General features: G+C 73.2%; 25 protein-coding genes. 12 read left to right on the forward strand and 13 right to left on the reverse strand.

What is annotated here, in order from left to right:
• Window positions 1-9: 9 nt before the first annotated feature.
• Both IF22_RS0112145 and IF22_RS0112155 read right to left on the reverse strand, forming a co-directional pair.
• Window positions 10-291, reverse strand: coding sequence for an adhesin (locus IF22_RS0112145; protein WP_030331312.1), 282 nt, complete (start codon window positions 289-291; stop codon window positions 10-12).
• A 193-nt stretch (window positions 292-484) separates the two neighbouring features.
• Window positions 485-1,558: an NAD(P)-binding domain-containing protein gene (locus IF22_RS0112155; RefSeq protein WP_030331314.1), complete on the reverse strand. Its 1,074-nt coding sequence runs from the start codon at window positions 1,556-1,558 to the stop codon at window positions 485-487.
• Window positions 1,559-1,667: 109 nt separating this feature from the next.
• On the opposite strand from IF22_RS0112155, the gene IF22_RS0112160 reads away from it, so the two are divergent.
• Both IF22_RS0112160 and dacB read left to right on the forward strand, forming a co-directional pair.
• The gene (locus tag IF22_RS0112160) at window positions 1,668-2,384 is read left to right on the forward strand and encodes an MIP/aquaporin family protein (protein WP_030331316.1); all 717 of its coding nucleotides are present in this window, start codon (window positions 1,668-1,670) and stop codon (window positions 2,382-2,384) included.
• Window positions 2,385-2,451: 67 nt separating this feature from the next.
• Entirely contained in the window at window positions 2,452-4,035 is a 1,584-nt protein-coding gene (gene dacB / locus IF22_RS0112165) for a D-alanyl-D-alanine carboxypeptidase/D-alanyl-D-alanine endopeptidase (RefSeq protein WP_030331317.1), read from the forward strand.
• Window positions 4,036-4,080: 45 nt separating this feature from the next.
• Here dacB and IF22_RS0112170 read toward each other — a convergent pair whose 3' ends face one another.
• The 3 genes from IF22_RS0112170 to IF22_RS0112180 all read right to left on the reverse strand — a co-directional run bounded on the left by IF22_RS0112170 (window position 4,081) and on the right by IF22_RS0112180 (window position 6,264).
• Window positions 4,081-4,410, reverse strand: a complete 330-nt coding sequence (locus IF22_RS0112170; protein ID WP_030331319.1) for a hypothetical protein — start codon at window positions 4,408-4,410, stop codon at window positions 4,081-4,083.
• Between the two features lie 116 nt (window positions 4,411-4,526).
• Window positions 4,527-5,522: a hypothetical protein gene (locus tag IF22_RS0112175; RefSeq protein ID WP_245233613.1), complete on the reverse strand. Its 996-nt coding sequence runs from the start codon at window positions 5,520-5,522 to the stop codon at window positions 4,527-4,529.
• Window positions 5,523-5,670: 148 nt separating this feature from the next.
• Window positions 5,671-6,264 (reverse strand): pentapeptide repeat-containing protein, encoded by a 594-nt coding sequence (locus tag IF22_RS0112180; RefSeq protein ID WP_030331323.1) that lies wholly within the window; start codon window positions 6,262-6,264, stop codon window positions 5,671-5,673.
• A gap of 96 nt (window positions 6,265-6,360) precedes the next feature.
• Between IF22_RS0112180 and IF22_RS0112185 the strand changes: the two genes are divergently transcribed.
• Both IF22_RS0112185 and IF22_RS0112190 read left to right on the forward strand, forming a co-directional pair.
• Window positions 6,361-7,593, forward strand: coding sequence for a serine hydrolase domain-containing protein (locus IF22_RS0112185; RefSeq protein ID WP_030331325.1), 1,233 nt, complete (start codon window positions 6,361-6,363; stop codon window positions 7,591-7,593).
• Between the two features lie 51 nt (window positions 7,594-7,644).
• On the forward strand, window positions 7,645-8,286 hold the full coding sequence (locus IF22_RS0112190; protein WP_030331327.1) for an NAD(P)-dependent oxidoreductase: 642 nt from the start codon (window positions 7,645-7,647) through the stop codon (window positions 8,284-8,286).
• Between the two features lie 22 nt (window positions 8,287-8,308).
• On the opposite strand, the gene IF22_RS0112195 is transcribed toward IF22_RS0112190, so the two are convergent.
• The gene (locus IF22_RS0112195) at window positions 8,309-8,773 is read right to left on the reverse strand and encodes a PPOX class F420-dependent oxidoreductase (RefSeq protein WP_030331329.1); all 465 of its coding nucleotides are present in this window, start codon (window positions 8,771-8,773) and stop codon (window positions 8,309-8,311) included.
• A 42-nt stretch (window positions 8,774-8,815) separates the two neighbouring features.
• On the reverse strand, window positions 8,816-9,454 hold the full coding sequence (locus IF22_RS0112200; RefSeq protein ID WP_030331331.1) for a DUF6642 family protein: 639 nt from the start codon (window positions 9,452-9,454) through the stop codon (window positions 8,816-8,818).
• A gap of 303 nt (window positions 9,455-9,757) precedes the next feature.
• On the opposite strand from IF22_RS0112200, the gene IF22_RS0112205 reads away from it, so the two are divergent.
• Window positions 9,758-10,537 (forward strand): D-Ala-D-Ala carboxypeptidase family metallohydrolase, encoded by a 780-nt coding sequence (locus tag IF22_RS0112205; RefSeq protein ID WP_030331333.1) that lies wholly within the window; start codon window positions 9,758-9,760, stop codon window positions 10,535-10,537.
• A gap of 103 nt (window positions 10,538-10,640) precedes the next feature.
• On the opposite strand, the gene IF22_RS0112210 is transcribed toward IF22_RS0112205, so the two are convergent.
• The 3 genes from IF22_RS0112210 to IF22_RS0112220 form a co-directional block, all read right to left on the reverse strand.
• Window positions 10,641-11,051: a hypothetical protein gene (locus IF22_RS0112210; RefSeq protein WP_030331335.1), complete on the reverse strand. Its 411-nt coding sequence runs from the start codon at window positions 11,049-11,051 to the stop codon at window positions 10,641-10,643.
• A 133-nt stretch (window positions 11,052-11,184) separates the two neighbouring features.
• The gene (locus IF22_RS0112215) at window positions 11,185-11,934 is read right to left on the reverse strand and encodes a response regulator transcription factor (RefSeq protein WP_030331337.1); all 750 of its coding nucleotides are present in this window, start codon (window positions 11,932-11,934) and stop codon (window positions 11,185-11,187) included.
• Complete coding sequence (locus IF22_RS0112220) at window positions 11,913-13,166, reverse strand: sensor histidine kinase (RefSeq protein WP_030331339.1); 1,254 nt, start codon at window positions 13,164-13,166, stop codon at window positions 11,913-11,915. Before IF22_RS0112220 ends, IF22_RS0112215 begins: the two co-directional genes overlap by 22 nt.
• 130 nt (window positions 13,167-13,296) lie before the next feature.
• On the opposite strand from IF22_RS0112220, the gene IF22_RS0112225 reads away from it, so the two are divergent.
• From IF22_RS0112225 to IF22_RS0112240, 4 genes are read left to right on the forward strand one after another with little or no spacing between them, the layout of a single operon-like run.
• The gene (locus tag IF22_RS0112225) at window positions 13,297-14,193 is read left to right on the forward strand and encodes an ABC transporter ATP-binding protein (protein WP_030331341.1); all 897 of its coding nucleotides are present in this window, start codon (window positions 13,297-13,299) and stop codon (window positions 14,191-14,193) included.
• Entirely contained in the window at window positions 14,190-14,984 is a 795-nt protein-coding gene (locus tag IF22_RS0112230; protein WP_030331343.1) for an ABC transporter permease, read from the forward strand. Before IF22_RS0112225 ends, IF22_RS0112230 begins: the two co-directional genes overlap by 4 nt.
• A gap of 2 nt (window positions 14,985-14,986) precedes the next feature.
• Window positions 14,987-15,736: a YqeB family protein gene (locus IF22_RS0112235; protein WP_030331345.1), complete on the forward strand. Its 750-nt coding sequence runs from the start codon at window positions 14,987-14,989 to the stop codon at window positions 15,734-15,736.
• A 32-nt stretch (window positions 15,737-15,768) separates the two neighbouring features.
• Window positions 15,769-16,317 carry an SOUL family heme-binding protein gene (locus IF22_RS0112240; protein WP_030331347.1) on the forward strand — a complete coding sequence of 183 codons (549 nt, stop codon included), beginning with the start codon at window positions 15,769-15,771 and terminating at the stop codon, window positions 16,315-16,317.
• A gap of 1 nt (window position 16,318) precedes the next feature.
• Here the strand turns inward: IF22_RS0112240 and IF22_RS33735 are convergent, their stop codons facing one another.
• Genes IF22_RS33735 through IF22_RS0112255 form a run of 3 tightly spaced genes read right to left on the reverse strand, consistent with a single transcriptional unit; the run spans window position 16,319 to window position 20,559 of the window.
• Complete coding sequence (locus tag IF22_RS33735; RefSeq protein WP_030331349.1) at window positions 16,319-17,350, reverse strand: hypothetical protein; 1,032 nt, start codon at window positions 17,348-17,350, stop codon at window positions 16,319-16,321.
• Between the two features lie 42 nt (window positions 17,351-17,392).
• Complete coding sequence (locus IF22_RS0112250) at window positions 17,393-19,816, reverse strand: ABC transporter permease (RefSeq protein WP_036411335.1); 2,424 nt, start codon at window positions 19,814-19,816, stop codon at window positions 17,393-17,395.
• On the reverse strand, window positions 19,810-20,559 hold the full coding sequence (locus tag IF22_RS0112255) for an ABC transporter ATP-binding protein (protein WP_030331353.1): 750 nt from the start codon (window positions 20,557-20,559) through the stop codon (window positions 19,810-19,812). The genes IF22_RS0112250 and IF22_RS0112255 overlap by 7 nt, the downstream gene beginning before the upstream one ends.
• 170 nt (window positions 20,560-20,729) lie before the next feature.
• Between IF22_RS0112255 and IF22_RS0112260 the strand changes: the two genes are divergently transcribed.
• The 3 genes from IF22_RS0112260 to IF22_RS0112270 are packed head-to-tail and all read left to right on the forward strand — an operon-like array spanning window position 20,730 to window position 23,124.
• Complete coding sequence (locus IF22_RS0112260; RefSeq protein ID WP_030331355.1) at window positions 20,730-21,887, forward strand: sensor histidine kinase; 1,158 nt, start codon at window positions 20,730-20,732, stop codon at window positions 21,885-21,887.
• A complete protein-coding gene (locus IF22_RS0112265) occupies window positions 21,884-22,552 on the forward strand; it encodes a response regulator (RefSeq protein ID WP_030331357.1) in 669 nt (222 codons plus the stop codon). Before IF22_RS0112260 ends, IF22_RS0112265 begins: the two co-directional genes overlap by 4 nt.
• Window positions 22,553-22,581: 29 nt before the next feature.
• Window positions 22,582-23,124, forward strand: a complete 543-nt coding sequence (locus tag IF22_RS0112270) for a DUF1697 domain-containing protein (protein WP_030331359.1) — start codon at window positions 22,582-22,584, stop codon at window positions 23,122-23,124.
• The last annotated feature ends 32 nt before the right edge of the window (window positions 23,125-23,156 follow it).

The raw sequence follows: 23,156 nt of genomic DNA on the forward strand, positions 1-23,156 counted from the left end.
CTTCTGGTGCTACTGCTTCTCGGTGAAGCCGAACTGGATGACGCCCTCGTCGTCGACGGTCGCGTCCACCGACGCGTCACCGAGCAGCTCGGCGGCGTCCTCGTCCAGGAAGATCCGGGCGCCCTGGTTGTCGACCACCCGATCGCCCTGCACCGGCTCGGGCACCAGCTCGACGGTGAGCGAGCCGGCCTCGGTGTCGGCGGCGATTCGCACCCCACCGTCCTGGGCGACGTCCTGCTGATTGGCGAGGTCACGAATGACGAGCACGGCGTTATCGGTCATGGTGAGCATGAGTGGAACTCCTCGTGGATTCTCGGCTCGCTGTCGAATACGGCACGGACCGGACAGTCGGGCCCGCCTACGAGCACGCGTGGGAGGCGACAGAGGGGCGAACGGTCATCGCCGTCGCATCGGATCGGGGCAGCTGACGGCCCCGTCACTTCCACCGTGCCCGCTGGCGGACCATCCGTCAAATAGAGCCGGATCAGTGGAGAGCGGCGGCCGGGGCCAGCCAGGCGCGAATCTCGTTGACCGCCGCGCGGCCGGCCCGGTTGGCCCCGATCGTGCTGGCCGAGGGGCCGTACCCGACCAGGTGAACCCGCGGGTCGGCGACCACCCGGGTGCCGTCCATCGTGATACCGCCGCCCGGCGCGCGCAGGCCCAGCGGGGCGAGATGGTCGATGGCCGCCCGGAAGCCGGTGCACCAGAGGATGACGTCCGCCGACACGTTCCGCCCATCCGCCCAGGCCACCCCGTCGGGTGTGATCCGGTCGAACACGGGTAGCCGGTCGAGGACGCCGCGCTCGCGCAGCCGGCGCACCTCGGGGGTGACCGGCAGCCCGGTCACGCCCACCACGCTTCCCGGTGGTCGACCGGCCCGGACCGCCTCGTCCACCCGGGCCACCGCGGCACGACCCAGTTCCGGGCCGAACTCCTCGTCGTTGAACGACGGCGGCCGGCGGGTCACCCAGGTGGTGGCCGCCGCGACGGTGGAGACCTCACCGAGCAGTTGCACGGCCGAGGTGCCGCCGCCGACGACCACCACGCGAAGGCCGGTGAACTCGGCCGGCCCCCGATAGTCGGCGGTGTGCAGCTGCCGTCCCCGAAACGTCGACCGGCCCGGGTAGTGCGGCCAGAACGGCCGCGTCCAGGTGCCGGTGGCGTTGATCAGGGCTCGGGCGGTCCAGGTGCCCCGGTCGGTGTGCACGTCCAGTCGTCCGTCGGGGCGGGAGCGCACCGCCCGGACCCGTACCGGCCGCCGCACCGGCAGGTCGAAGGTCCTCTCGTACGCGGCGAAGTAGGCGCTGACCTGCTCGGCGGCCGGGCGGTGCGGATCGGCGGGTGGGAGCGGCAGGCCGGGCAGGTCGTGGAAGCCGTGCACCCTGTCGAAGACCAGCGTCGGCCAGCGGTGCTGCCACGCGCCGCCGGGCCCGTTGTCGGCGTCGAGGATGACGAAGCCACTGCCGGGGGCGAAACCGGTGCGGTGCAGGTGGTAGCCGGCGCTCAGACCGGCCTGGCCGGCGCCGATCACCACGACGTCCGCGGAGAGGGTGTCCACACGGGGTACAACAGCCCGGTTGTCGGGACTGTGCCCGCCGTCGGTCGTCGCGCCGGTCACAGCCGGCCATTCCGGCGTCGACCACCCGACCGGCACTTACGCTGAGCGAATGAGCGACTTCCGTCGGTACGCGGCCGAACTCCTCGGCACCCTGCTGCTGGTGTTCTTCGGCGTGGGCAGCGCGGTCGCCGCCCGGGTCCAGGGCGGCGTGGTGGTGGTGGCGCTGGCCTTCGGGTTCGTGATGGTGGCCCTGGTCTACACGATCGGCCCACTCTCCGGCAGCCACGTCAACCCGGCGGTGACGCTCGGTGTGCTGCTCTCCGGAAAGATCTCGGTGCTCGGGGCGGTGGCGTACTGGATCGCGCAGTTCGTCGGCGCGACCATCGCGGCCTTCGTGCTGTGGGCGCTCACCCGATGGGGTGACGTCGCGGACCAGACCGGAGCCCTGGGCGCGAACGGCTACGGCGCGCACATCAACCGGGGCGGCGCTGCCGTGCTGGAGGTCGTACTGACCTTCCTCTTCGTGCTGGTGGTGCTGGTGGTGACGAGTCGGAGCGAGAATCCGGGCACCGCCGGACTGGCCATCGGGCTGGCGCTGGCCGCCACCCAACTGGTGGGCGTGACGCTCACCGGTGCGGCCGTCAACCCGGCCCGCGCGTTCGGCCCGGCGGTCTTCGAGGGCGGCGTGGCGCTGCGGCAGCTCTGGGTGTTCATCGTCTTCCCGCTGCTCGGCGGGGCGCTCGCGGCGCTGGTCGCACCACTGCTGATGGGGGCGCAGCGGCACTACTGGGGTGGTCACGAGAAATCGGTCGGCGAGCCGAAATAGGCAGGTACGGCAATATCTTTCGCCCGGGGACCTTTTCCGGCGAATATCTCCGTGGCAGCATCAGCACATGCATCGTCGTCACTTTCCCCGGGCCCTCGCGCTGCTGGCGCTGGTCGCCACCGCGGCCACCGCCGCCGCGCCCGGCGCCACAGCCGAGTCGCCCACCCCCGCGACGACCCAGCTGCGCGCCACCATCGACACGATCCTCGCCGACAGCCGGCTGAGCGGCGCGCAGGCCTCGGTGGTCGTGGTCGACACCAGCACGGGGCAGACGCTCTACGACCGCAACGGCGACCGCCGGCTGATTCCGGCGTCCAACACCAAGCTGCTGACCTCGACCGCGGCCCTTGAGCTGCTCGGCCCCGGCCACCGCTTCACCACCGACGTCCGCGCCAGCGGCAAGCGTCGCGCGGGCCTGCTCTCCGGCAACCTCTACCTGCACGGCGGAGGCGACCCGACAATGCTCGCCGCCGACTACGACGCGCTCGCCGCGCAGGTCGCCGCCGACGGCGTACGGGTGGTCACCGGCAACCTGGTCGCCGACGACACCCGCTACGACAGCACCCGGCTCGGCCCCGACTGGACCTGGGACGACGAGCCCTACTACTACGCCGCCCCCGTCTCCGCGCTGACCGTCGCCCCGGACACCGACTACGACGCGGGCACGGTGATCGTGCACGCCGCGCCGGCCGACCGGGCCGGCGCCCCGCCGGTGGTAACCACCACCCCCGCCACCGGATACGTCCGGGTCGACAACCGCGCCGAGACGGTCAGCAGCGGCGAGACCTCCATCTCGATCGAGCGCGAACACGGTGGCAACACCGTCGTGGTGACCGGTCAGATCGCCCTCGGCGACGAGCCGGCCAGCGACTGGGTCACCGTCTGGGAACCCACCGGCTACGCGGCCGACGTGTTTCGGACGGCGCTGCACCGACACGGCGTCCGGGTGCTCGGCCGGACCGTGCTCGGCCAGCCCACCCCGGAGACGGCCGACCCGGTGGCGCGACACGACTCGATGAGCCTGGGCGAGCTGATGACACCGTTCCTCAAGCTCTCCAACAACGGGCACGCCGAGGTGTTGACCAAGGAGATCGGTCGGGTGCTCTCCGGCTCGGGAACGTGGACGGCCGGCCTCACCGCGATCAGCGAGTACGTCGCCGACACCGGGATGGACACCGGGAAGCTGCGCCAGCGGGACGGCTCGGGGTTGTCCCGGCGCAACCTCGTCCCGGCGACGGAGTTCGTCGACCTGCTCAGCGCCGTCCGCGCCGAACCGTGGTTCGCCACCTGGTACGCGGCGCTGCCGATCGCCGGCCAGCCCGAGCGGTTCGTCGGTGGCACCCTGCGCAGCCGGATGGCCGGCACCCCGGCGGCGGGCAACGTGCACGCCAAGACCGGCAGCCTGACCGGTGTCTCCGGGCTCTCCGGGTACGTCACCAGCGCCGACGGTCGGCTGCTGGCGTTCTCCATCCTGCTGAACAACTACCTGACGGCGTCGGTGAAGTCGCTGGAGGACCAGATCGCCGTAACGCTGGCCGGCTTCCGCGAGGGACAGACGTCGACGGCCCGGGTGGCAGCGCCGGCGGTGCCGGAGACGCCGCGCACCCCGGAGGGCGTCGAGTGCGCCTGGGTGAAACCGATCACCTGCTGAGCGACGGCCGGGAGGCGCGGACGCGCCTCCCGGCCCGGCGAGCGCTCAGGCCGGACGGTCCGGTGGGGGGACCACCGCCGTCGGGTCGCCCCGCTCGATGAGCGCGGCGATCTCAGCGGCCCGCAGCCCGCGCAGTGCCAGCACCCGGGTGCCCCAGCGGTGCAGGCGGCACGGGTGTGGGCTGGCATCGTTGCGGCAGACCACACCCCCGGACCACCGCCGGGGGGCGTGCACCACCACCGCCCGCACGGCGAACTGGGTGTCCTCGCCCGTCACGTACGGCGGCAGGGGAATGTCGCGAAGAACCTCCCCGGACGCTTCACCGGTGCCGGACGAAGCGGCACGACGGACGCGGTGGGCGGTGCTGCTGCTCATTTCCGCTGCCTCCACACTGGATGGTCGGATGGGGACAGCAGAAAGTTACGTCGCATTCGACGCTCCGCGACGGACAAACTGTCCCGCCGCCGCCCGCGCGACGATGGATCGGTCAGTCAGCGCACCGCCACGGCCTGGAGGCCGACGTTTCCGCAGTGCTGCGTGAAGACCTTCTCGACGGTCCACTTCAGCAAGAGTCGAGCACCCTTCGGCAGGGTGAAGCGGATGGTGAACTGGGCGCTCTGACTGGTGTAGGGATCTTCCAGTCGCGCGGTGCTGGCGGGCCCGCCGGTGGACAGCCGCGCTTCCAGCCGCCCGCGTGCCATCCAGATGCCGCCGTACAGCTGGACCGTGCGCGGCCCGCCGCTGCCCGCGACGGCGAGACTGAAGCCGTTGCCGGCACCGCAGGTGTAGACACCGTTGGAGGTGCCGTTCGTCGAGCGGTTCGGTGTGCCGTCGGACCAGCGCACGTACTCCTGGTTGCCGTCCCAGCCGACCCGCCTGCCGGCGCCTCCCCCGTCGATGATCTCGCCGGAGCCGGAGCGCTTGCGGATCGTCGACCTGCCGCCGTCCTCCCCCCAGTGCACCCAGTCCCGGGTGCCCACGGCGGTGAGGTCGACGGCGGCGGGCATCTCCTCCCGGCTCACCGACAGCGCCGGCGCACCGGGCTTGGCCGGTGGTGGCGGCGGGGCGGGCGGGCTGGTCGACGGTGTCGGGTCCGGCGAGGGCGGGCGCTGGCGCGGGCGCAGACCGGGGGTGGCCGGCCCCGCCTCACCGGTGCGCCCGTCGGCGGCCGGGAGAACTGGGGAACGGCCGGTCCCGGCGGACCCGCCGCCCAGACCCACCTGGTCGTCCGGCTCGGGCCCGGACCAGAAGCTGAGGTACGAGATCAACAGCACCAGGCCGACGAGTACGGCGGCTCCCTGAACCACAAAGCGCCGCCGCTGCCGGGCGCGGCGCAGCACGCTGCGGGTGAATCCGGCGGTCGTGGCACGCGGACGGTGCCTCGGCGGCGCGTCGCCAGCCCTCGAACCAGCCCGCGTGCGGTCTTCGTCCGCCACCGACCCCTCCAACTCCACCGCCCGGCCGTCCTGGACCGCAGCGGACCACACCGTCCACTGTGGGCCGATTCACGTTTACACGGGCGTGGACGACACGCTAGATCCGGACTGCCGGACGTGTCCAGCCCACAACGGGACGCTGTCGGACAACCTGGCCCGCCCGGACTGACACTTCGGCAGCCCACGACCGCCTTACGCGTCAGCCGATCCGGAAACCGAGCAGCTGCGCGATGGTCACGGCCTGCTCGACGTCGATGATGGCACCGGCCCGTTCGACGACCGTCGGGTCGAGCGCGGTGAGATCGCTGCCCCGCAGGTCGGCGCCGCCGAGCCGGACATTGGTCAGCTGGGCGCCGGAAAGATCGACGCCCGTGACGGAGGCACCGGTCAGATTGGCCCTGGTGAGGTCCACCTCGCGCATGCGCACCCCGGTCAGCCGAACGCCGCGCAGGTCGGCGCCCGGCAGCGCGGCGAAGGACCAGTCACCGCCGTCCACCGTCAACGGACGCAGATCACATTCGCTGAAGGTGCTGCCGACCAGCTTGCAGCCCGTGAACTCGGCCTCGAAGAAGTTGCACCGCCGAAAGACGCACCGGGTGAAGGCGGAGTCGACATGCCGGGAGGAGTTGAACGCCACGTTGCCGAACGTGCACCCGGTGAAGACGGCGCCTCTGCTCACCGCCTCGGTCAGGTCCACCCCGAAGAACTCGCAACCCACGAAGTGCCGGTCGGTCAGCTCCTCGCCGTACCAGTCGTCGTTGCGGAAGGTCACGTCCTCGGTCAACTCCGGCATCCGGCCAGGCTAGTGGGCACCGCCGACGGCCGACGGACGGCGGGCCGGCGCCGGCCCCCTTCCGACGCCGGTGTACCGGCGAGTAGGTTCGGCGGCGTGAGTGTGGCTCGGAGCATGGACCCGGATCAGATCGGTTTCGACCCGGCGCGGCTGGCGCGGATCGACGAGCACTTCGGCAGGTACGTCGACGACGGCCGGCTGTCCGGCTGGCAGGTGGTGGTCACCCGCCGCGGCGAGGTGGCGCACTCCTCGACGTACGGGCTGCGCGACCGGGAGTCGGGCGCGCCGGTCGAGGCCGACACCCTGTGGCGGATCTACTCGATGACCAAGCCGGTCACCTCGGTCGCGGCGATGATGCTGTGGGAGGAGGGCCGGTTCGAGCTGACCGACGAGATCAGCCGCTGGCTGCCCGAGTTCGCCGACCTGCGCGTCTACTCCAAGGGGTCGACGCTCAAGCCGTACACCGTGCCGGCGGTCGAGCCGATCCGGGTCTGGCACCTGCTCACCCACACGGCCGGCCTGACGTACGGCTTCCTGCAGACCTCGGTGGTCGACGGGCTCTACCGGGCCGCCGGCTACGACCTGTACCCGCCGGCGGACGTGGACCTGGCCACCGCCAGCGCGACCTTCGGCGAGCTGCCGCTGCTGTTCCAGCCCGGCACGGCGTGGGGCTACTCCGTCGCCACAGACGTGCTCGGCCGACTCGTCGAGGTGATCTCCGGGCAGAGCCTCGACGCGTTCTTCGCGGACCGGATCTTCAACCCGCTGGGCATGACCGACACCCGCTGGTGGGTGGAGGGCGACGAGACCGAGCGGCTGGCCGCGCTCTACGTACCGGATCCGCGCAGCGGCCGGGCTGTCCGCTACGACAGCCTCGGGTCGCTGGCGTTCCGCAAGCCGGCGTTGCTCTCCGGCGGCGGTGGTCTGATCTCCAGCGCGGCCGACTACCACCGCTTCACCTCGCTGCTGCTGCGCGGCGGGGAGCTGGACGGCGTCCGGCTGCTCGGACCGCGCACGGTGCGGCTCATGACCCGCAACCACCTGCCCGGCGGTCAGGACCTGGGCACCCTGTCCACCGGCGGCTTCGCCGAGACCACCCTGGACGGGATCGGGTTCGGCCTCGGCTTCGCGGTGGTCGACGACCCGATCCCCAGCCGGTTGCCGAGCAGCGTCGGCGAGTACTACTGGGGCGGAGTGGCCAGCACCGCGTTCTGGGTCGACCCGGCGGAGGAGATCACTGCCCTGCTGTTCACCCAGCTGATGCCGTCGAGCACCTACCCGTTGCGCTCCCAGCTGCGCCAGCTCGTCTACGCCGCCCTGGTCGACTGACGGTTCGCCGTTCCACCGACGCCGAGTCGGCCCACTGCCTAACCTGAGCCGGTGAGCACCATCGTCGTGTTTGGCGCGGGCGGCACCGCCGGTTCGCGGGTCGTCGCCGAGGCGGCCGACCGGGGGCATCGGGTGATCGCCGCCGTCCGCCGCCCGGAGGCCACCTCGTACCTGCCGGCCGGGGTGCGGACGGTCACCGGCGACGCGACCAGCCAGCGGAGTGTGCGGGAGCTGGCCCCGGACGCCGACGCGCTGGTCGTGGCGATCGGCGGCGGCGAACGCGAGCTGTGGCGCGACGCGGCGGAGAACCTGGTGACCGCACTGCGCGGGATGGCGGCCGCACCGCGGATCATCCACTTGGGCGGCGGGTCCACCCTGCTCACCCCGGGCGGCACCCGCATCCTCGACGAGCCGGACTTCCCGGCCGAGTACCGGGACGCGGCGCTGGGCCAGGCGGAGGCGCTGGACTACTACCGCACCGCCGCCGACGGGGTGACCTGGACGTACGTCTCGCCGCCCCCGCTGGAGTTCCACCCCGGCGCCCGCACCGGGCACTACCGCACCGGCACCGACCAGCCGGTCACCGACAGGCAGGGCCGTTCGGTGCTCACCTACGAGGACCTGGCGGTGGCGATCGTCGACGAGATCGAACAGCCACGACACCGGAACGCCCGCTTCACCGTCGCGTACTGACCGGGGTGCCGTCCGGCGGTGCTCAGTCGGCGAGGCGGGCCGGGAAGCCACCGGTGGCGATCGGACCCCAGGCGTCGATGGTGACCCGGATCAGCGACTTGCCCTGGCGCACCATCGCCGCCCGGTAGTCGTCCCAGTCCGGGTGTTCGCCGGAGATGCTGCGGAAGTACTCCACCAGCGGATCCAGCGCCTCGGGCAGGTCCAGCACCTCGGCGGTGCCGTCGATCTGCACCCACGGGCCGTTCCAGTCGTCGCTGAGCACGCAGGCCGAGACCCGGGGGTCGCGGCGGATGTTGGTCACCTTGGCCCGCTCGGGGTAGGTGGACACGACCAACCGCCCCTGCCCGTCGACCCCGGCGGAGACCGGGGAGGACTGCGGGCGCCCGTCGGCCCGGGTGGTCATCAGCAGGACGCGGTGCCGCGGCCGGAGGAAGTCGAGCAGGCCGTCCCGGTCGACCCGGGTGTTCGTTGCGATGCTGCGTGCCATTCCCCGTTCCTACCAGGGGCCGGGCGCGGCGACGGCGGCGGGTCAGCGGGGTCGGGCCGGGGAGCGGTGCACCGCCTGGGTGGGCACCCGGGGACGACCGGACGGACGCCAGGCCCGACCGTTGGCGTAGATCACCCGGAAACCGAGGTACGACGCGAGCGGCGCCCAGTGGGCGGAGCCCATTCGCAGCTCGGCGGCGTTGTGCCGCTGGCCGTTGGCGAGCACGTCGAGCAGAACCGTTTCGAAGGCCGCCGATTCGACCCAGTCGACTTCCCGGGTGAAACCGCAGATCAGCGCGGCTCCGGTGACCTCCAGGAACTCGCGCAGCACCGCGTCCGAGGCGCGCAGCACCGAGCAGCTGCCGAAATAGAGTCGCCGGCCCTCGGCGCGGCCGGCCATCAGCTCGGCCACCTCGTTCAACTCGACCGACTGCCAGTCGGTGAGGCAGAGCCGGCTCGGCTCGCCGTGCATGGCGAAGAAGCCGACCCGGTGGTCGGCGTACTGCTTGAGCAGCCAGCGGTCCAGGAAGTAGAACAGCTCGTCGCGGGTGGCCGCGTCCTTGTGGATGAAGCGGATCTTGCCCAGCCGCTCCAGCAGCTCCAGGGTGGGCAGCACCGAGCCCCGCTCGTTGAGGTCCCGGTGCCACTGACCCTCGACACAGAAGACGCCACCGCGTGCCACGCGCACCTCCGCCAGTCCGCCGCCCGGGCTGACGTTACCGGCCGCCGCCACCCTGGGAACATCACCCTCGGTGTGGCGGAACGCGACGTTCGGTGTGCTTGGCCGCAGAAAGGCCGATCGGTGGGAAATGGCTGTTTCGCAAATCAGCTGAATTCCCAGGCAATACCCAGGGACAGCGGATTGTGAGCACGATTCTCGTTAATCGCCGCCAACGGCACGGATCAGTGCGAGGGTGGAAATCACGGGACTTCTCGGTCGATGTCCCGGAGCCACCCCATTCGCTCTCCTATCGGGAGGACTTCTGTGCGCGTAAACACCTTGAAGCGTGCCGCCGTCGCATTCGCCCTGGCACTGCCCGGGGCCGCAATCGCCACGGTGGTCGCCGCACCGGCGGCGCACGCGGACGGCTGTTACACCTGGAACCGCACCCTGACCCAGGGCCGCTCCGGCAACGACGTCCGGCAGTTGCAGATCCGGGTCGCCGGGTGGGCCGGCTACCGGGACATCGTGGAGAACGACGGCCGCTACGGGCCCAAGACCGCCGCCGCGGTCAAGCGGTTCCAGCAGGCGTACGGGCTGCGCGCCGACGGCATCGCCGGCCCGCAGACCTTCGCCAAGCTGTACCAACTCCAGGACAACGACTGCACGCCCGCCCACTTCAGCTACAGCGAGCTGGACAACGGGTGCGGCGGGAGCGGGTGGAGCGGCGGCCCGCTGTCGGCGAGCCAGACCAAGCAGAACGCGCTGCGCACCATGTGGAAGCTGGAGGCGCTGCGCAAGGGCCTCGGTGACAAGCCGCTCTACGTGTCCAGCGGCTTCCGCAGTCGCGCCTGCAACAACCAGGTCGGTGGCGCGTCCGACAGTCAACACCTGTACGGCAACGCGGCCGACGTGACCTCACGGACGTCCTCGCTGTGCCAGATCGCCCGCAACGCCCGCAACAACGGATTCAGTGGGCTCTACGGACCGGGCTACCCCGACCACGACGACCACGTGCACGTCGACTCGCGTCGGGAGAACAACAGCGACCGCAGCTCGAACACCACGAGCTGGTCCGCCCCGGACTGCGGGGTCGGTAACTGAGTCGCCCGCCCAGAGCGGCGTCGGCCCGACGCGGAGGGGGAATCTCCGCGTCGGGCCGACGTCGTGTCGCCCCGGGTCGGGGTGGGCGGAGGGGGTAGCGCGCTCAGCTCGCCCGGGGCCAGCGCGGCGCGGTGACGGGGGGAGTCACCGGCCGGCCAGCAGCGGTGGGCCGTACGCCCTGGGGGACGACCCGCGCGGCCTGCTGCCGCGACGGCCCGGTCGCCGTGAACGGGAAGGGTACGTGCACGAACGGATTGCCATGCCGGATCAACGCCTCGATCTGCCGCTCGTTGAGCCCGTGTGCCTCCAACACCCGCCGCCCCCACCGATGCAAGCGGCACGGATAGGAGGCACCGTCGTTGCGGCACAGCGGCCCGGTCGGCCACTCCTCGGCGGTGTGCACGACCACCGCCCGAACCGCGAGCCGGACATCCTCGGGGGTCAGCGGTGTCGGCATCGGCACCTCACCCAGCACCTGGTCGATGGGATCCGTCGACTGCTCACCAACTCGCACGGCAGGCCTCCCGCAGTTCGGCAGCGGTACGGCGGACCCACCGCACCGACATCCTCGGTCAGGAGTACGGCGGGCACTGGCCGAAAGTTCAATTCCGGTACCCGGTAAGCAGATTCGCCCGAGGAACGGGCCGTCAGACCAGGCCGGCGTCGTGCACGAGCAGCGCCACCTGGACCCGGTTGTTCAGCTCCAGGCGGGTCAGCAGCCGGGAGACGTACGCCTTCACCGTCGCCACGCTCATGAACAACTCCCCCGCGATCTCCGCGTTGGTGTGACCCCGCCCCAGCGCTACCGCCACCTGCCGCTCCCGCTCGCTGAGCGCGTTGAGCAGCCGCAGCGCCCGTTCCCGGCGCGGGTCCGGGCCGACCGGGCCGGGAGCGGTGGCGGTCACGTGGGCGATCAACGTGCGGGTCACCGTCGGGGACAGGGTCGCCTCGCCCGCCGCGACCCGGCGTACGGCGTGCACGATCTCCGCCGGTGGGGTGTCCTTCAGCAGGAAACCGGCAGCCCCGGCGCGGAGCGCCCGCAGCACCTGCTCGTCGGCGTCGAAGGTGGTCAGCACCAGCACCTCCGGCGGGTGCGGCTGGGCACGCAGCGCCTCGGTGGCGGTCAGCCCGTCGACCCGGGGCATCCGGATGTCCATCAGCACCACGTCCGGGGTGTACGCGGCGACGGCCGCCGGGACCTCGCCACCGTCGGTCGCCTCGCCGACCACTGTCAGGTCCGGCAGGCCGCCGAGGATCATCGAGAGCCCGGCGCGGACCAGCGCGTCGTCGTCCACGATCAACACGCGCACCGGCGGCGCGGCCGCGCCGGCCGGCCCGCTCGCGTCCGGCGGTCCGGCTGCGCCGGCAGGGCTGGTCACGCCGACCACGGCAGCCAGGCGGCCAGCCGGAAGTCGCCGCTGTCGTCCCGCCCGTAGGCGAGCCTGCCACCGGCGAGGGTGACTCGTTCGCTGACGCCGACCAGGCCGGTGCCCGCGCCCGGCAGGGTGCCGCCCTCCGGTGTGCCGACCGGCCACCTGTTGCTGATCGCCACGCTCAGCCCGGTGCCCGGCCCGCCGGACACGTCCACGGTCACCACCGCTCCGGCCGCGTGCTTGCGAGCGTTGGTCAGCCCCTCCTGCACGATCCGGTACGCGGCCCGGCCCAGCGCCGCCGGCACCTCCCCCGGGCTTGCCACGCTGTCACTGACGTTGACCCGCACCCCGGCCGAGCGCGACTCGGCGATCAGCGCCGGCAGGTCGGCGATGGTCGGCTGCGGCGGCTCCGGGGCGTCGCCGGCCCCGTCGTCCTCGGCGCGGAGCACCCCGATCACCTCCCGCAGGTCCTGCAGGGCGGCGTGCGCGCTGCCCCGGATCACCCCGGCGGCCCGGGCCACCTCGTCGGCCGGCGCGTCCGGGCGAAACTCCAGCGCGCCCGCGTGCAGGCTGAGCAGCGAGATCCGGTGCGCCAGCACGTCGTGCATCTCCCGGGCGATCCGGGTGCGTTCGAGGTGGCGGGCCTGGGTGACCCGCAGCTGCTGCTCGGCTTCGGCCCGTTCGGCCCGCTCCCGCAGCGACACGATCAACTGCCGTCGGGCCCGGACGAACATCCCCCAGGCGAGCACCGCAAAAGTGATCACCACACCCCACGACACGGTGGCCCAGTACGGCATGACCGGATCCGGCCGCGTCCAGCTGAAGACGAGGTTGGTGACGAGGCCGGCACCGGTGACCGCCACCGCGACGGCGGTCCGTCGGTGCACCACAACGGTGAAGTAGATGATCAGCAGCGGGATGGCGGCGGCCATCGAGAACAGGTTCAGCGGCAGTGTGGCAACCGCCAACCCGAGCGGCCACCGCCGCCGCACCCAGAGCAGCCCGCAGCAGACCAGCCCGATCAGCGCGTCCGCGCCGACCATCCAGTCGTACGGCAGCGCAATCGCCGTCTCCGGGCTGGGCGACAGCCCGTCCACCGTGGCGAACAGCACCCAGAGCAGGCCGAGCAGGAAGGCGAGGCTGTCCACGACCCAGTCGCGGGTGGTGCGGCGCGGACGCCGCCGCCCGCGCTCAGCCGGCACCACCAGCTCCCCCGGCAGCAGCCAGGGGTGCTCCGGGACGGCGAGGCTGGTCACGCACCCATGCTAGGGAGCCGTCGGGGGCACGACCAGCTACCAAAGTTGATCCCGGCCGCCGACCAAGGTCGACGCGGCACCGACCGGTGGCCGCAGCGGATGGCCGGGCGGCACGGGCACGCTCGACGACATGATCACCGTGGAGAACCTCACCAAGCGATACGGGCCACACCCGGCCGTGGACGACGTGTCGTTCCAGTGCGAGCCGGGCACCGTCACCGGCTTCCTCGGCCCCAACGGCGCCGGCAAGTCGACCACCATGCGCATGATCTGCGGGCTCACCACGCCGACCGCCGGCCGCGCCACCGTCGCCGGGCACCCGTACCAGGACCTGCCCAACCCGGGGCGGGAGGTGGGAGTGCTGCTGGACGCCTCCGCCCAGCACGCCGGACGCACCGGCCGCGAGGCGTTGACGCTGTCCGCGTACACCATGGGTCTGGACCGGCGCGAGGTCGCCGCGAAGCTCGACCTGGTCGGGTTGAACGCGGTGGCCGCGAAGCGTCGGGTCCGGGCGTACTCGTTGGGGATGCGCCAACGGCTCGGGCTGGCGCACGCGCTGCTCGGCGACCCCCGGGTGCTGATCCTCGACGAGCCGGCCAACGGGCTGGACCCGGAGGGGATCTTCTGGATGCGCGGCCTGCTGCGCGACTTCGCCGACCGGGGCGGCACGGTGCTGCTCTCCTCCCACCTGCTGCGCGAGGTGGAGGCGGTCGCGGACCGGCTGGTGGTGATCGGGGGTGGCCGGATCGTGGCCCAGGGCGACAAGAACGAGCTGCTGGCCGGCGGCGGCACGGTGGTCCGGGCCCGCGACGACGCGGCGCTGCGCCGGGCGCTGGAAACGGCGGGTCTGACCGCCGCCGACAGCACCGACGGCCTGCTGGTGCAGGCCGACGCCGAGGCGGTCGGCCAGGCGGCGGCCGATGCCGGCGTCGCGCTCGCCGAGCTGCGCCCCGCCAGCGGCGGCGGCCTCGAACAACTCTTCCTCACCCTGACCGCCGGCGAATCCACCAAGGAGGCCGTCCGATGACCACCACCACCGCGCCCGCCAGCGGCCTCGTCGCGCCCCGGCACCACACTCCGGTACGCCGGCCGTCACTGCTCCGCCTCACCGGTGTGGAGCTGCGCAAGCTCGCCGACACCCGGGCCGGACGCTGGCTGCTGATCACCATCGGCCTCGTCGTCGTCGCGATCGTCACCCTCCTGCTGATCTACGCCGAGGACTCCGAGCAGACCTTCTTCACCTTCTTCGTCACGTCGCTGTTGCCGGTCAACGTGCTCCTGCCGGTGCTGGGCATCCTGTCGATCACCAGCGAGTGGTCCCAGCGCACCGCCCTCACCACGTACGCGCTGGTGCCCCGGCGGGAGCGGGTGGTGGCCGCGAAGCTGATCGCGGTGGTGCTGGCCGCGCTCGCCTCCGTGCTGGTCACCCTGGCAATCGCAAGCGTCGGGACGCTCGTGGCGTCCGCCACGGGCGGCGCGGGCACCTGGCGCGTCGACGCGGCGCTGATCGTGAACGCGGCGATCGTCCAGGTCGCCGGCGTGCTGATGGGTGCCGCCTTCGGCCTGCTGCTGCTCAACCCGCCGTTGGCCATCGTCGGTTACCTGCTGCTACCAACCCTCTGGTCGGTGCTGGGCGAACTGGTCCGACCGCTGCGCGGCGCTGCCGGTTGGCTGGACACCAGCCGGACCATGGAGCCGTTGTTCACCAGCCACGTCACCGGCGAGCAGTGGGGACGACTGGTGGTGTCCCTGCTGGTCTGGATGGTGCTGCCGCTGGCCGCCGGCCTGTTCCGGACGCTGCGCCGCGAGGTGTCCTGACCATGGACGCGGCCGACTACCGTCCGCGCACCGTGGTCAGCGGCGGCCCGTTGGAGCTGGCCGTCCTGTGGGGTGGCTTCCCGCTGCTCGGCGCGGGCGCCGGCTGGCTCCTGGCGGCGACGACGGGCTGGCTCGCCCGACTGCCGTGGGTGCCGTTCGGCGGCCTGGTCCGGTGGCTGGACCAGCTGCCCGAGCCGCAGGCCACCGCCGGCGCCATCGCGGTGGGCGTGCTGGCCGGCCTGGTCATCGCCGGGATCGGCACCGCCGAACGGCTGATCGTCACCGTCGACGCGGCGCAGGTCCGGCTGCGCCGCTCCGCCGAGAACCGGACCGTCGCGCGGGTCGACACCCGGGTGGCCTTCCTCGCCCACAAGCACCTGGTGCTGCTCGACGCCGACGGCGCGGAACTGGTTCGGGAGCCGACGGACCTGTCCGCCGCCGCACTCGCGGCGGCGTTCCGCGAGCACGGTTGGGGTTGGGCGGACGACGACCCGCACCGGTCGGCGTACCGGCTGTGGGTGCGCGACCTGCCCGGGTTGCCGACCGGTGCGGACGCGCTGCTACGGGCCCGGGAACGGGCGATCCAGCGGGACCGCCGCGACGACGCCCGGGAGTTGCGCCGCGAACTGGGTCTGATCGGGGTGGTGCTGCGCGACGACGACAAGCGCCAGTACTGGCGGTTGACCAACCGGGCCGTCGCCCCCGGGTCGGAGCAGCCGACTTCGGCCGAGCGGGACGCGGACGGGCGGTAGCGTCTGTCCCAGCAGACCCTGGGAGCCGCGCGATGACCGAACAGCAGCCGTACCGGGTGGTGTCCCGACACCCCGGGTTCGAGCTGCGTCGGTACCCGGCCCACCTGGTGGCCGAGATGCAGATCCAGGCGTCGTTCACCCGGGCGCCGATCGAGGCGTTCCGGCCGCTGGCCGCGTACATCGGCGGTGCCAATCGGGCCCGGGGTCCGCTCGGCACGGAGGCGGCCGGCGGCTCGGAGAAGATCGCCATGACCGTGCCGGTGATCCAGATCGAGGGCGAGTCGCCGGGGGCGTACCTGATCCAGTTCATCATGCCGGCCACCTTCACCACCGCCACCCTGCCCGAGCCGGTGGACGCCCGGGTGCGGATCCACCCGGTGGCGGCGCGGCTGGCGGCGGCGATGCGGTTCTCCGGGCGGTGGACGGAGCAGGCGTTCAGTCAGCGGGCGACAATGCTCGGCCGGTCGGTGACCGCGGCCGGGCTGCAACCCACCGGTGCCATCCGGTACGCGCGTTTCGACAGGCCGTGGAAGCCGTGGTTCCTGCGCCGCAACGAGGTCGTGCTGCCGGTCGTGGAGTGAGCTATCGGAGCTGCCGGCGGTCGTCGATGCTCGGTCGGGCCAGCAGCACCGCCATTCCCAGCCCGGCGAGCAGCCCGGCCAGTGAGACCAGCAGATCGGAGTCGGCGGCGTTGATCGGGCTGTTGCCGGCCAACGAGGTGAACGCCGCGCCGATCGGCAGCGCGATCATCATGGGGACGGCAGTGGCCACCAGAAACACGACCGGGCCCACCAACGCGAGGAGAGCCGCCACCCCGTGGTGCCACCAGACCGGCCGGCCGCCCGGCCAGTCCCAGGCCAGCAGGGTGACCCCGGTGAGCAGCACCGCACCGAGCGCGGCCTCCGGCAGCAGGCGGGTGCCGGGCGGGACGGCACGAACCAGCCCGGCCCCGAGCAGGGCGGCCACCGTGACGCCGGCCGCCAACACGACGCGGGCCCGGGTCCGGGCCGGAGCCGCCGCCAGCCCGGCGCCGACCGCCACGGCCACCAGCAGCGCCGCCGTGGCCAGCGCGCCCTGGTTCAGCTCCGGCTCCCGGTCGGTCGGTGACTCCATCGCGGCGGCCACCAGCGTCAGCACTCCGGCCACGCAGGCCGCGCCGGTCAGCACCCGCCGGTCGGTGGCCGCAGGCGCGCCGCGCTCCCGCTGTGGCCGGCCAGGCTCGCGCGCCGACGACGTGCGGCGCTCCCACCACAGCGGAATGGCCGCGACCACGCCGAGCACGGTGCAACCGCCGACGGCGAGCAGCACCGTCGCGTCGACGCCGATCGGGTCGGCCCTGTCGATCGCCACGTCGGCGGCGACCCAGCAGCCACCCAGCAGCACCGCCGGGCCGCCCCACCGCAGCTGACCGCGCCCGGCCAGCACCAACCCGAGCGACACCGCCATGATCGCCATGAACCGCAGGTCGCGCGCCCAGTAGGCGTTGTTGCCCGGCAGGCGCTCCGACCACGGGCCGAGCGGCTCGGTCAGCGGTTGCCACCTGGTCATGCCGTACGCCCAGAGCAGCACGGCGACGGCGGAGAGGAACAGCCCGACCGGGCGCGCGGATCGCATCCATGGACGGTAACGGCCGGCTGGGCTCCGCGGGGGGCGCGGTCATCCGCCGACCGGTGACCGGGCGGGACGGTGACGCAGCAACCGCCACGTCGGCAGCACACTCGACAGCACCGCGAGCAGCAGACACAACCCCACCACCCCGGCGACCACCGGCCACGGCACCATCAGGTCGACAGGGGCACCGACCTGCTCGGCGAGGCCGGCACGGACGCTGAGCAGGCCGACGAACGCGACAGCCCCACCCAGCAGGGCGCCGATCAGCACCACCAGTGCGGACTCGGCGGTGACCAGCCAGATGACCTGCCGTCGGGTCGCCCCGGCCATCCGGATCAGCCGCAGGTCGGCGGCGCGGCCGGCGGCGGCCAGCAACAGCGTGTTGGCCACCGCGATGGCACCGTAGCCGGCCGACACCCCGATCAGCAGCAGTGTGAAGAGCCAGATGAGGCGGTCCTCGGCGGCGTCCGCCTCGGCCGCCCAAGCCGGGACGTCGAGGATCCGCGCGCCGACGGGCGGATCGATCCGGTCCCGCACGTACACGGTGGAGGTCAGCGCCGACGGGTCGTGCGCCCGCACCACGGCCCGGGGTACGAGCAGGTCGCCGGGGATCGAGGTGTCGGTGACCACGGCGACGACGCGCAACGACACCGACGTCCCGTCGGCGAAGACCACCGGGTACGGCTCGGACGGCAGCAGGTTCGCCGACGCGGTGACCACCACGGTGTCGGCGCCCGTCAGGTCGTCCAGCGAGCCGGCGACGACGGTGAGTACCCGGTTCGCGGCGGCGAAGCCCTCCGGCTCCACGCCCAGCGCCGTCAGCGGCCGGTCCTTCGGCGGCGTCGCGGGGTCGGTGCGGTAGACGGTGGTGGGCAGGAGCGCGGTGCCGCCGGTCGCGGCGACGGCCCGGTCGGACAGGCCGGGCGCACGGTCCGGCACGACGATCCAGCCGGCGTTCACGTTGTCCGCCCGACCGGCCGCGTACGCGGCGCTGGTGGTGCGCACCATCCCGGAGACCAGCACCGCGAACGCGACGGTGAGCAGCACCGGAGCGGCGATGGCGGCGGTCCGCCGGGTCGCTGTCAACGCCCCGCCCCGGACCAGCATCCCGATCGCGCCACCGGGGCGACGCACCGGGGAACGCAGCAGCCGCACCAGCGGCCCGACCACCACCGGGGCGAGCACTGTGGCACCGGCCACCAGGGCCATCACCGCGTAGAGCGCGTACTGCGCCGCCACCCGAGCCTCGTCGGCGGTTGCCGTGCCGACACTGAGCGCCACCCCCGTCGCGAGGAGCAACGTCCCCGTGGCGGCGCGCAGCCGGCCGATCGGCCGCTGTTCCACAGCGGCCTCGCGGAGCGCCTCCAACGGGCGCACCCGGGCCGCTCGGCGGGACGCCGACCAGACCGCCAGCACCGCGATCACCGGCCCGGCGGCGAGCGACACCGCCACCGGCCAGAGTTCGTAGCGGACCCGGAAGGTCGACGGTTCGTAGCCGACGTCGACGAGCAGCCGTCCCAGCACCGGCGCGAGCGCCGCGCCCAGCAGCAGGCCGACCAGGCCGGCCGAGGCACCGACGGCGAGCGCCTCCGCGCCCACCATGCGGCGGACCTGGCGGCCGGTGGCGCCGACCGCGCGCAGCAGACCCAATTCCCGGCGGCGCTGCGCGAGGGTGAACGCGAAGGTCGAGGAGACCACGAACACCGTGACGAAGCCGGCGAGAGCCGCCGTGGCGGTGAGCACCTGCATGCCGATCCACCGGGTACGGGCGTCGCCGGGCGGCTCCAGCACCCCCCGCGCGGCACCGGTCAGCACCCGCCCGTCGCCGCCGACGACCCCGCGCGCCGCCATGGCGACCCGCTCGGGGTCGGCCCCCGGGGCGAGCACCAGCCCGATGGCCCGGACGCCGGGTGCGAGGGCGGCGGCGACCTCGTCGGCGACATGCACGCCGGGCCCGTCGACCAGACCGGTGACGGTGTACGGCTCGGGGCCGACGGCGGTCAGCACCGTGACCGGCGCGCCGACGCGCAGCCCGAGCGCGCGGTCGACGACCACCTCGCCGGCCCGGCGGGGTGGCTCGCCCGCCGTGAGGCGCAGCCCACCCAGTTGGGCGCTGGACCAGCCGTGCCCCTGGTGGGCGTCCTCCCGCCCGCTGTCGGCAGCCGAGGGTCGGCCGTCCACGAGCGGCTGCGCGTAGAAGGTGCGGTCCGGCACCGCCGCCACGACGTCCGGCAGACCGGACAGCCGGCCGACGAGCCCGGCCGCGGCGGTGGCGGACCAGGGCCGGGTCGGCACGAACTGGTCGGCCGACGCTCCCGCCTCGGGGCTCTGCACCACGACCGCCGCCCGTGCCAGCCGGTCCGGCACCTGCGGGCGGCCGGAGGCGAGCAGCAGGGTGGCCGCCGCGACCAGCGTGACCCCGATGGCGACGGCCACGAACGCGCTGGCCGACCGGCGGACGCTCAGCACGACGACTCCGCGACGATCTCCCGCTCGGCGATCCGGGCCGCGACGGCGGCGGCGGTGATCCCGCCGGTCAGCTCGTCGACGACCCGGCCGTCGGCGAGCAGGAGCACCCGGTCGGCGTACGCGGCGGCGGCCGGATCGTGGGTCACCATCACCACTGTCTGCCCGTGGTCGTCAACGAGCGCGCGCAGCAGCCGCAGCACCTGCCGCGAGGACGCGCTGTCCAGCGCCCCGGTCGGTTCGTCGGCGAAGACCACCGCCGGACGGGTGATCAACGCTCGGGCCACCGCGACGCGTTGCTGTTCGCCGCCGGACAGCTCACTCGGCCGGTGCCCGGCCCGGTCGGCGAGTCCGACGGCGTCGAGGGCGGCGGTGACGTCCCCGGCCGGCGGGCGGCGACGGGCCAGGCGCGACGGCAACTCGACGTTCTGCGCGGCGGTCAGTGTGGACACGAGGTTGAACGCCTGGAACACGAAGCCGATCCGGTCGCGCCGCAGCCGGGTCAGCTCGTCTTCGTCGAGGTCGTCGAGGCGGGTGCCGTCGATCGTGACACTCCCCTCGGTCGGGCGGTCCAGCCCCGCCGCGCAGTGCAGCAGGGTGGACTTCCCCGAGCCGGAGGGGCCCATCACCGCCGTGAACGTGCCGCTCGCGAAGCTGGTGGTCACGCCGTCGAGCGCTGTCACCCGCCGGGTGCCGGTGCCGTACACCGCGCGCAACCCCGTCACTGTCACCGTGTCTGTGGTCATGACCGTTTACGGTGCCGAATGCCGGGGGTGCGGCGCGTCGTGCCAGGGCTGGCACTTGCCAACCCTCCCAGGGGTGGAGCCGGCGGCCCGGCAGCGCCGGCACGTCGTCCCCGGGGATGACCACCCGCGGGTGGACGCGGCCGGCCGGGCCGGCCGTTACCGTTCGACGGGTGACCGCTCTCCTGTTGACCCGACGGATGCGGCCGGTGGACCTGTACACGGTGGACGTGTTGCTGGCGCTGGCCGTGGGCGGGGCGCTCTGCCCGTACGCGGCGCTGGAGTCGCCGCTGCACGGTGGCGTACACGAGCCGCTCTGGGTGTCCGTGCTGGTCGGGATGGCCCTGGGGCTGCCGTTGGCGGTCCGCCGACGCTGGCCGGTGACGGTGGCCGCGACGATCAGCTCCGTGGCCACCGTCGCCCTGATCACCGGGGTGATACCCAACTTCGCGGCCGCCGCGCCGGCGTTCGCCATCGGCCTGGCCTTCTACACGGTGGCCGTGTCGACGCCCACCCGCCGGTCGATGCTGTGCGCCGCCGGTTGTCTCGCACTGGTGAGCGTCGCCCTGGTGCTGACCGCTGGCGACCTCTGGTCGCGTACCGGCGCTGTCGTCTACGCCACCGTCATGATCGCGCCGGCCTGGGTGATCGGCTGGCTGATCCGGGAGCGACGCGCCCTCGCCGCCCGGCAGAGCGACCAGTTGGTCCGTCAGGCAGCCACCGAGGAGCGGTTGCGGGTGGCGCGCGAGCTGCACGACGTGGTCGCGCACACGCTGAGCCTCATCGTGGTGAAGGCGGCCGTCGCCAACCACGTCGCCGAGGCCGACCCCCGGGAGGCGGGCGCCGCGCTGCGGGTCATCGAGGAGACCGGCCGCACCGCCCTGAACGATGTGCGTCGCGTGCTCGGCGTCCTGCGTGCGGACAGCCCGTACGCCCCGACGCCCGGGCTGGACGAGTTGCCCGTCCTCGCCCGGCAGGCGGCGATCGGCGGGGTCGACGTGCAGCTCGACGTACGACGGGAGGAGCCGGCCGGCGCGGTGCCGGAGTCGGTGGGCCTCGCGGTGTACCGGATCGTGCAGGAGGCGGTGACGAACGTGGTGAAGCACGCTGCGCCGGCCGAGTGCCGGGCCACGGTGACCGTCCGGCCCGACGAGGTGCGGGTGGAGGTGACCGACGACGGGCGGCGGCCGGTCCTGCTCGGCGGGGAGGGGCACGGGTTGATCGGCATGCGGGAACGGGTGGCGTTGCACGGCGGGGAGTTCCGCGCCGGCCCACGCGCCGACGGCGGCTTCGCGGTGACGGCCAGCCTGCCCTACCGGGTGGCCGCGTGATCCGGGTGCTGATCGCCGACGACCAGGCGTTGCTGCGCGGCAGTTTCCGGCTGCTGGTCGATCTCAGCCCGGACTGCACCACAGTCGGCGAGGCGGGCACCGGCGCGCAGGCCGTCGCGTTGACCGGGCAGCACCACCCGGATGTGGTGCTGATGGACGTCCGGATGCCGGAGATGGACGGCATCGAGGCGACCCGGCGGATCTGCGCCGACCCGGCGACGGCCGACACCCGGGTCATCATCCTGACCACGTTCGACCTCGACGAGTACGTCTACGGGGCGCTGCGCGCCGGGGCCAGCGGGTTCCTGCTCAAGGACACCCCACCGGCGGACCTGCTGACCGGGATCCGGGTGGTCGCCGCCGGGGAGGGGTTGCTCGCGCCGACGGTGACCCGCCGGCTGATCGACGAGTTCGCCCGGCGGCCGGAGCCGACCAGGCCGTTGCCCCGGCGGCTCGACGGGGTGACCGACCGGGAACGGGAGGTGCTGGCGCTGATCGCCCGCGGCCTGTCCAACGCGGAGCTGGCCGCGCACCTGAACCTCAGCCAGGCCACCGTGAAGACGCACGTCGGGCGGCTGCTGACCAAGCTGGCGGTACGCGACCGGGCGCAACTGGTCATCGTCGCGTACGAGACGGGACTGGTCGGGCCGGGCGGCCTACGCTGAGCCGGTCGGCGCGCATCCGAGGAGGAACCATGACCCGTTACGTCGCCCTGCTGCGCGGGGTCAACGTCGGCGCCAACACCCGGCTGGCGATGGCCGACCTGCGCCGGATCGTCACCGACCTCGGTCACGAGGACGTCAGGACGTACCTGCAGAGCGGCAACGTGACCTTCGGCAGCACGGTGCGCGACGCGGAGAAACTGGCGGCCGGCATTGAGCGGGCGCTCACCGGCGAGCTGGCGTTGTCAGTGCCGGTGCTGGTGCGCAGCGGCCGGGAGCTGGCGGCGATCGCCGGCGGCAACCCGTACGCCGACCGGGACGACGACCCGACCCGACTGCTGGTGGCCTTCCTCGCCACCGCGCCGGAGAAGTCCGCTGTGGACGCGCTCGCCGTGCCCGGTGGCGAGAACGTGTCGTTCACGGTGACCGGCCGGGAGGTGTTCCTGCACTACGTCGACGGCGGTTACGGCCGGTCGAAGTTCACCAACGCGTACCTGGAGAAGAAGCTCGGCGTGGTGGCCACCACCCGCAACTGGAAGTCGGTGCGGGCCCTGGCGGAGATGACCGCTGGCTGAGCACGGTGGGGGTCGCGGCCCCCGCGACCCCC

It is taken from the genome of Micromonospora parva (genome assembly GCF_000718515.1).
In the GTDB taxonomy this organism is placed as follows: domain Bacteria; phylum Actinomycetota; class Actinomycetes; order Mycobacteriales; family Micromonosporaceae; genus Micromonospora; species Micromonospora parva.

What these genes read in the sequence shown, in the direction of transcription:
- IF22_RS0112145 (WP_030331312.1), bottom strand. Translation starts at nt 291, where the DNA reads ATGCTCACCATGACCGATAACGCCGTGCTCGTCATTCGTGACCTCGCC.
- IF22_RS0112160 (WP_030331316.1), top strand. Translation starts at nt 1,668, where the DNA reads ATGAGCGACTTCCGTCGGTACGCGGCCGAACTCCTCGGCACCCTGCTG.
- dacB (WP_030331317.1), top strand. Translation starts at nt 2,452, where the DNA reads ATGCATCGTCGTCACTTTCCCCGGGCCCTCGCGCTGCTGGCGCTGGTC.
- IF22_RS0112170 (WP_030331319.1), bottom strand. Translation starts at nt 4,410, where the DNA reads ATGAGCAGCAGCACCGCCCACCGCGTCCGTCGTGCCGCTTCGTCCGGC.
- IF22_RS0112180 (WP_030331323.1), bottom strand. Translation starts at nt 6,264, where the DNA reads ATGCCGGAGTTGACCGAGGACGTGACCTTCCGCAACGACGACTGGTAC.
- IF22_RS0112195 (WP_030331329.1), bottom strand. Translation starts at nt 8,773, where the DNA reads ATGGCACGCAGCATCGCAACGAACACCCGGGTCGACCGGGACGGCCTG.
- IF22_RS0112225 (WP_030331341.1), top strand. Translation starts at nt 13,297, where the DNA reads ATGATCACCGTGGAGAACCTCACCAAGCGATACGGGCCACACCCGGCC.
- IF22_RS0112230 (WP_030331343.1), top strand. Translation starts at nt 14,190, where the DNA reads ATGACCACCACCACCGCGCCCGCCAGCGGCCTCGTCGCGCCCCGGCAC.
- IF22_RS0112235 (WP_030331345.1), top strand. Translation starts at nt 14,987, where the DNA reads ATGGACGCGGCCGACTACCGTCCGCGCACCGTGGTCAGCGGCGGCCCG.
- IF22_RS0112240 (WP_030331347.1), top strand. Translation starts at nt 15,769, where the DNA reads ATGACCGAACAGCAGCCGTACCGGGTGGTGTCCCGACACCCCGGGTTC.
- IF22_RS33735 (WP_030331349.1), bottom strand. Translation starts at nt 17,350, where the DNA reads ATGCGATCCGCGCGCCCGGTCGGGCTGTTCCTCTCCGCCGTCGCCGTG.
- IF22_RS0112255 (WP_030331353.1), bottom strand. Translation starts at nt 20,559, where the DNA reads ATGACCACAGACACGGTGACAGTGACGGGGTTGCGCGCGGTGTACGGC.
- IF22_RS0112270 (WP_030331359.1), top strand. Translation starts at nt 22,582, where the DNA reads ATGACCCGTTACGTCGCCCTGCTGCGCGGGGTCAACGTCGGCGCCAAC.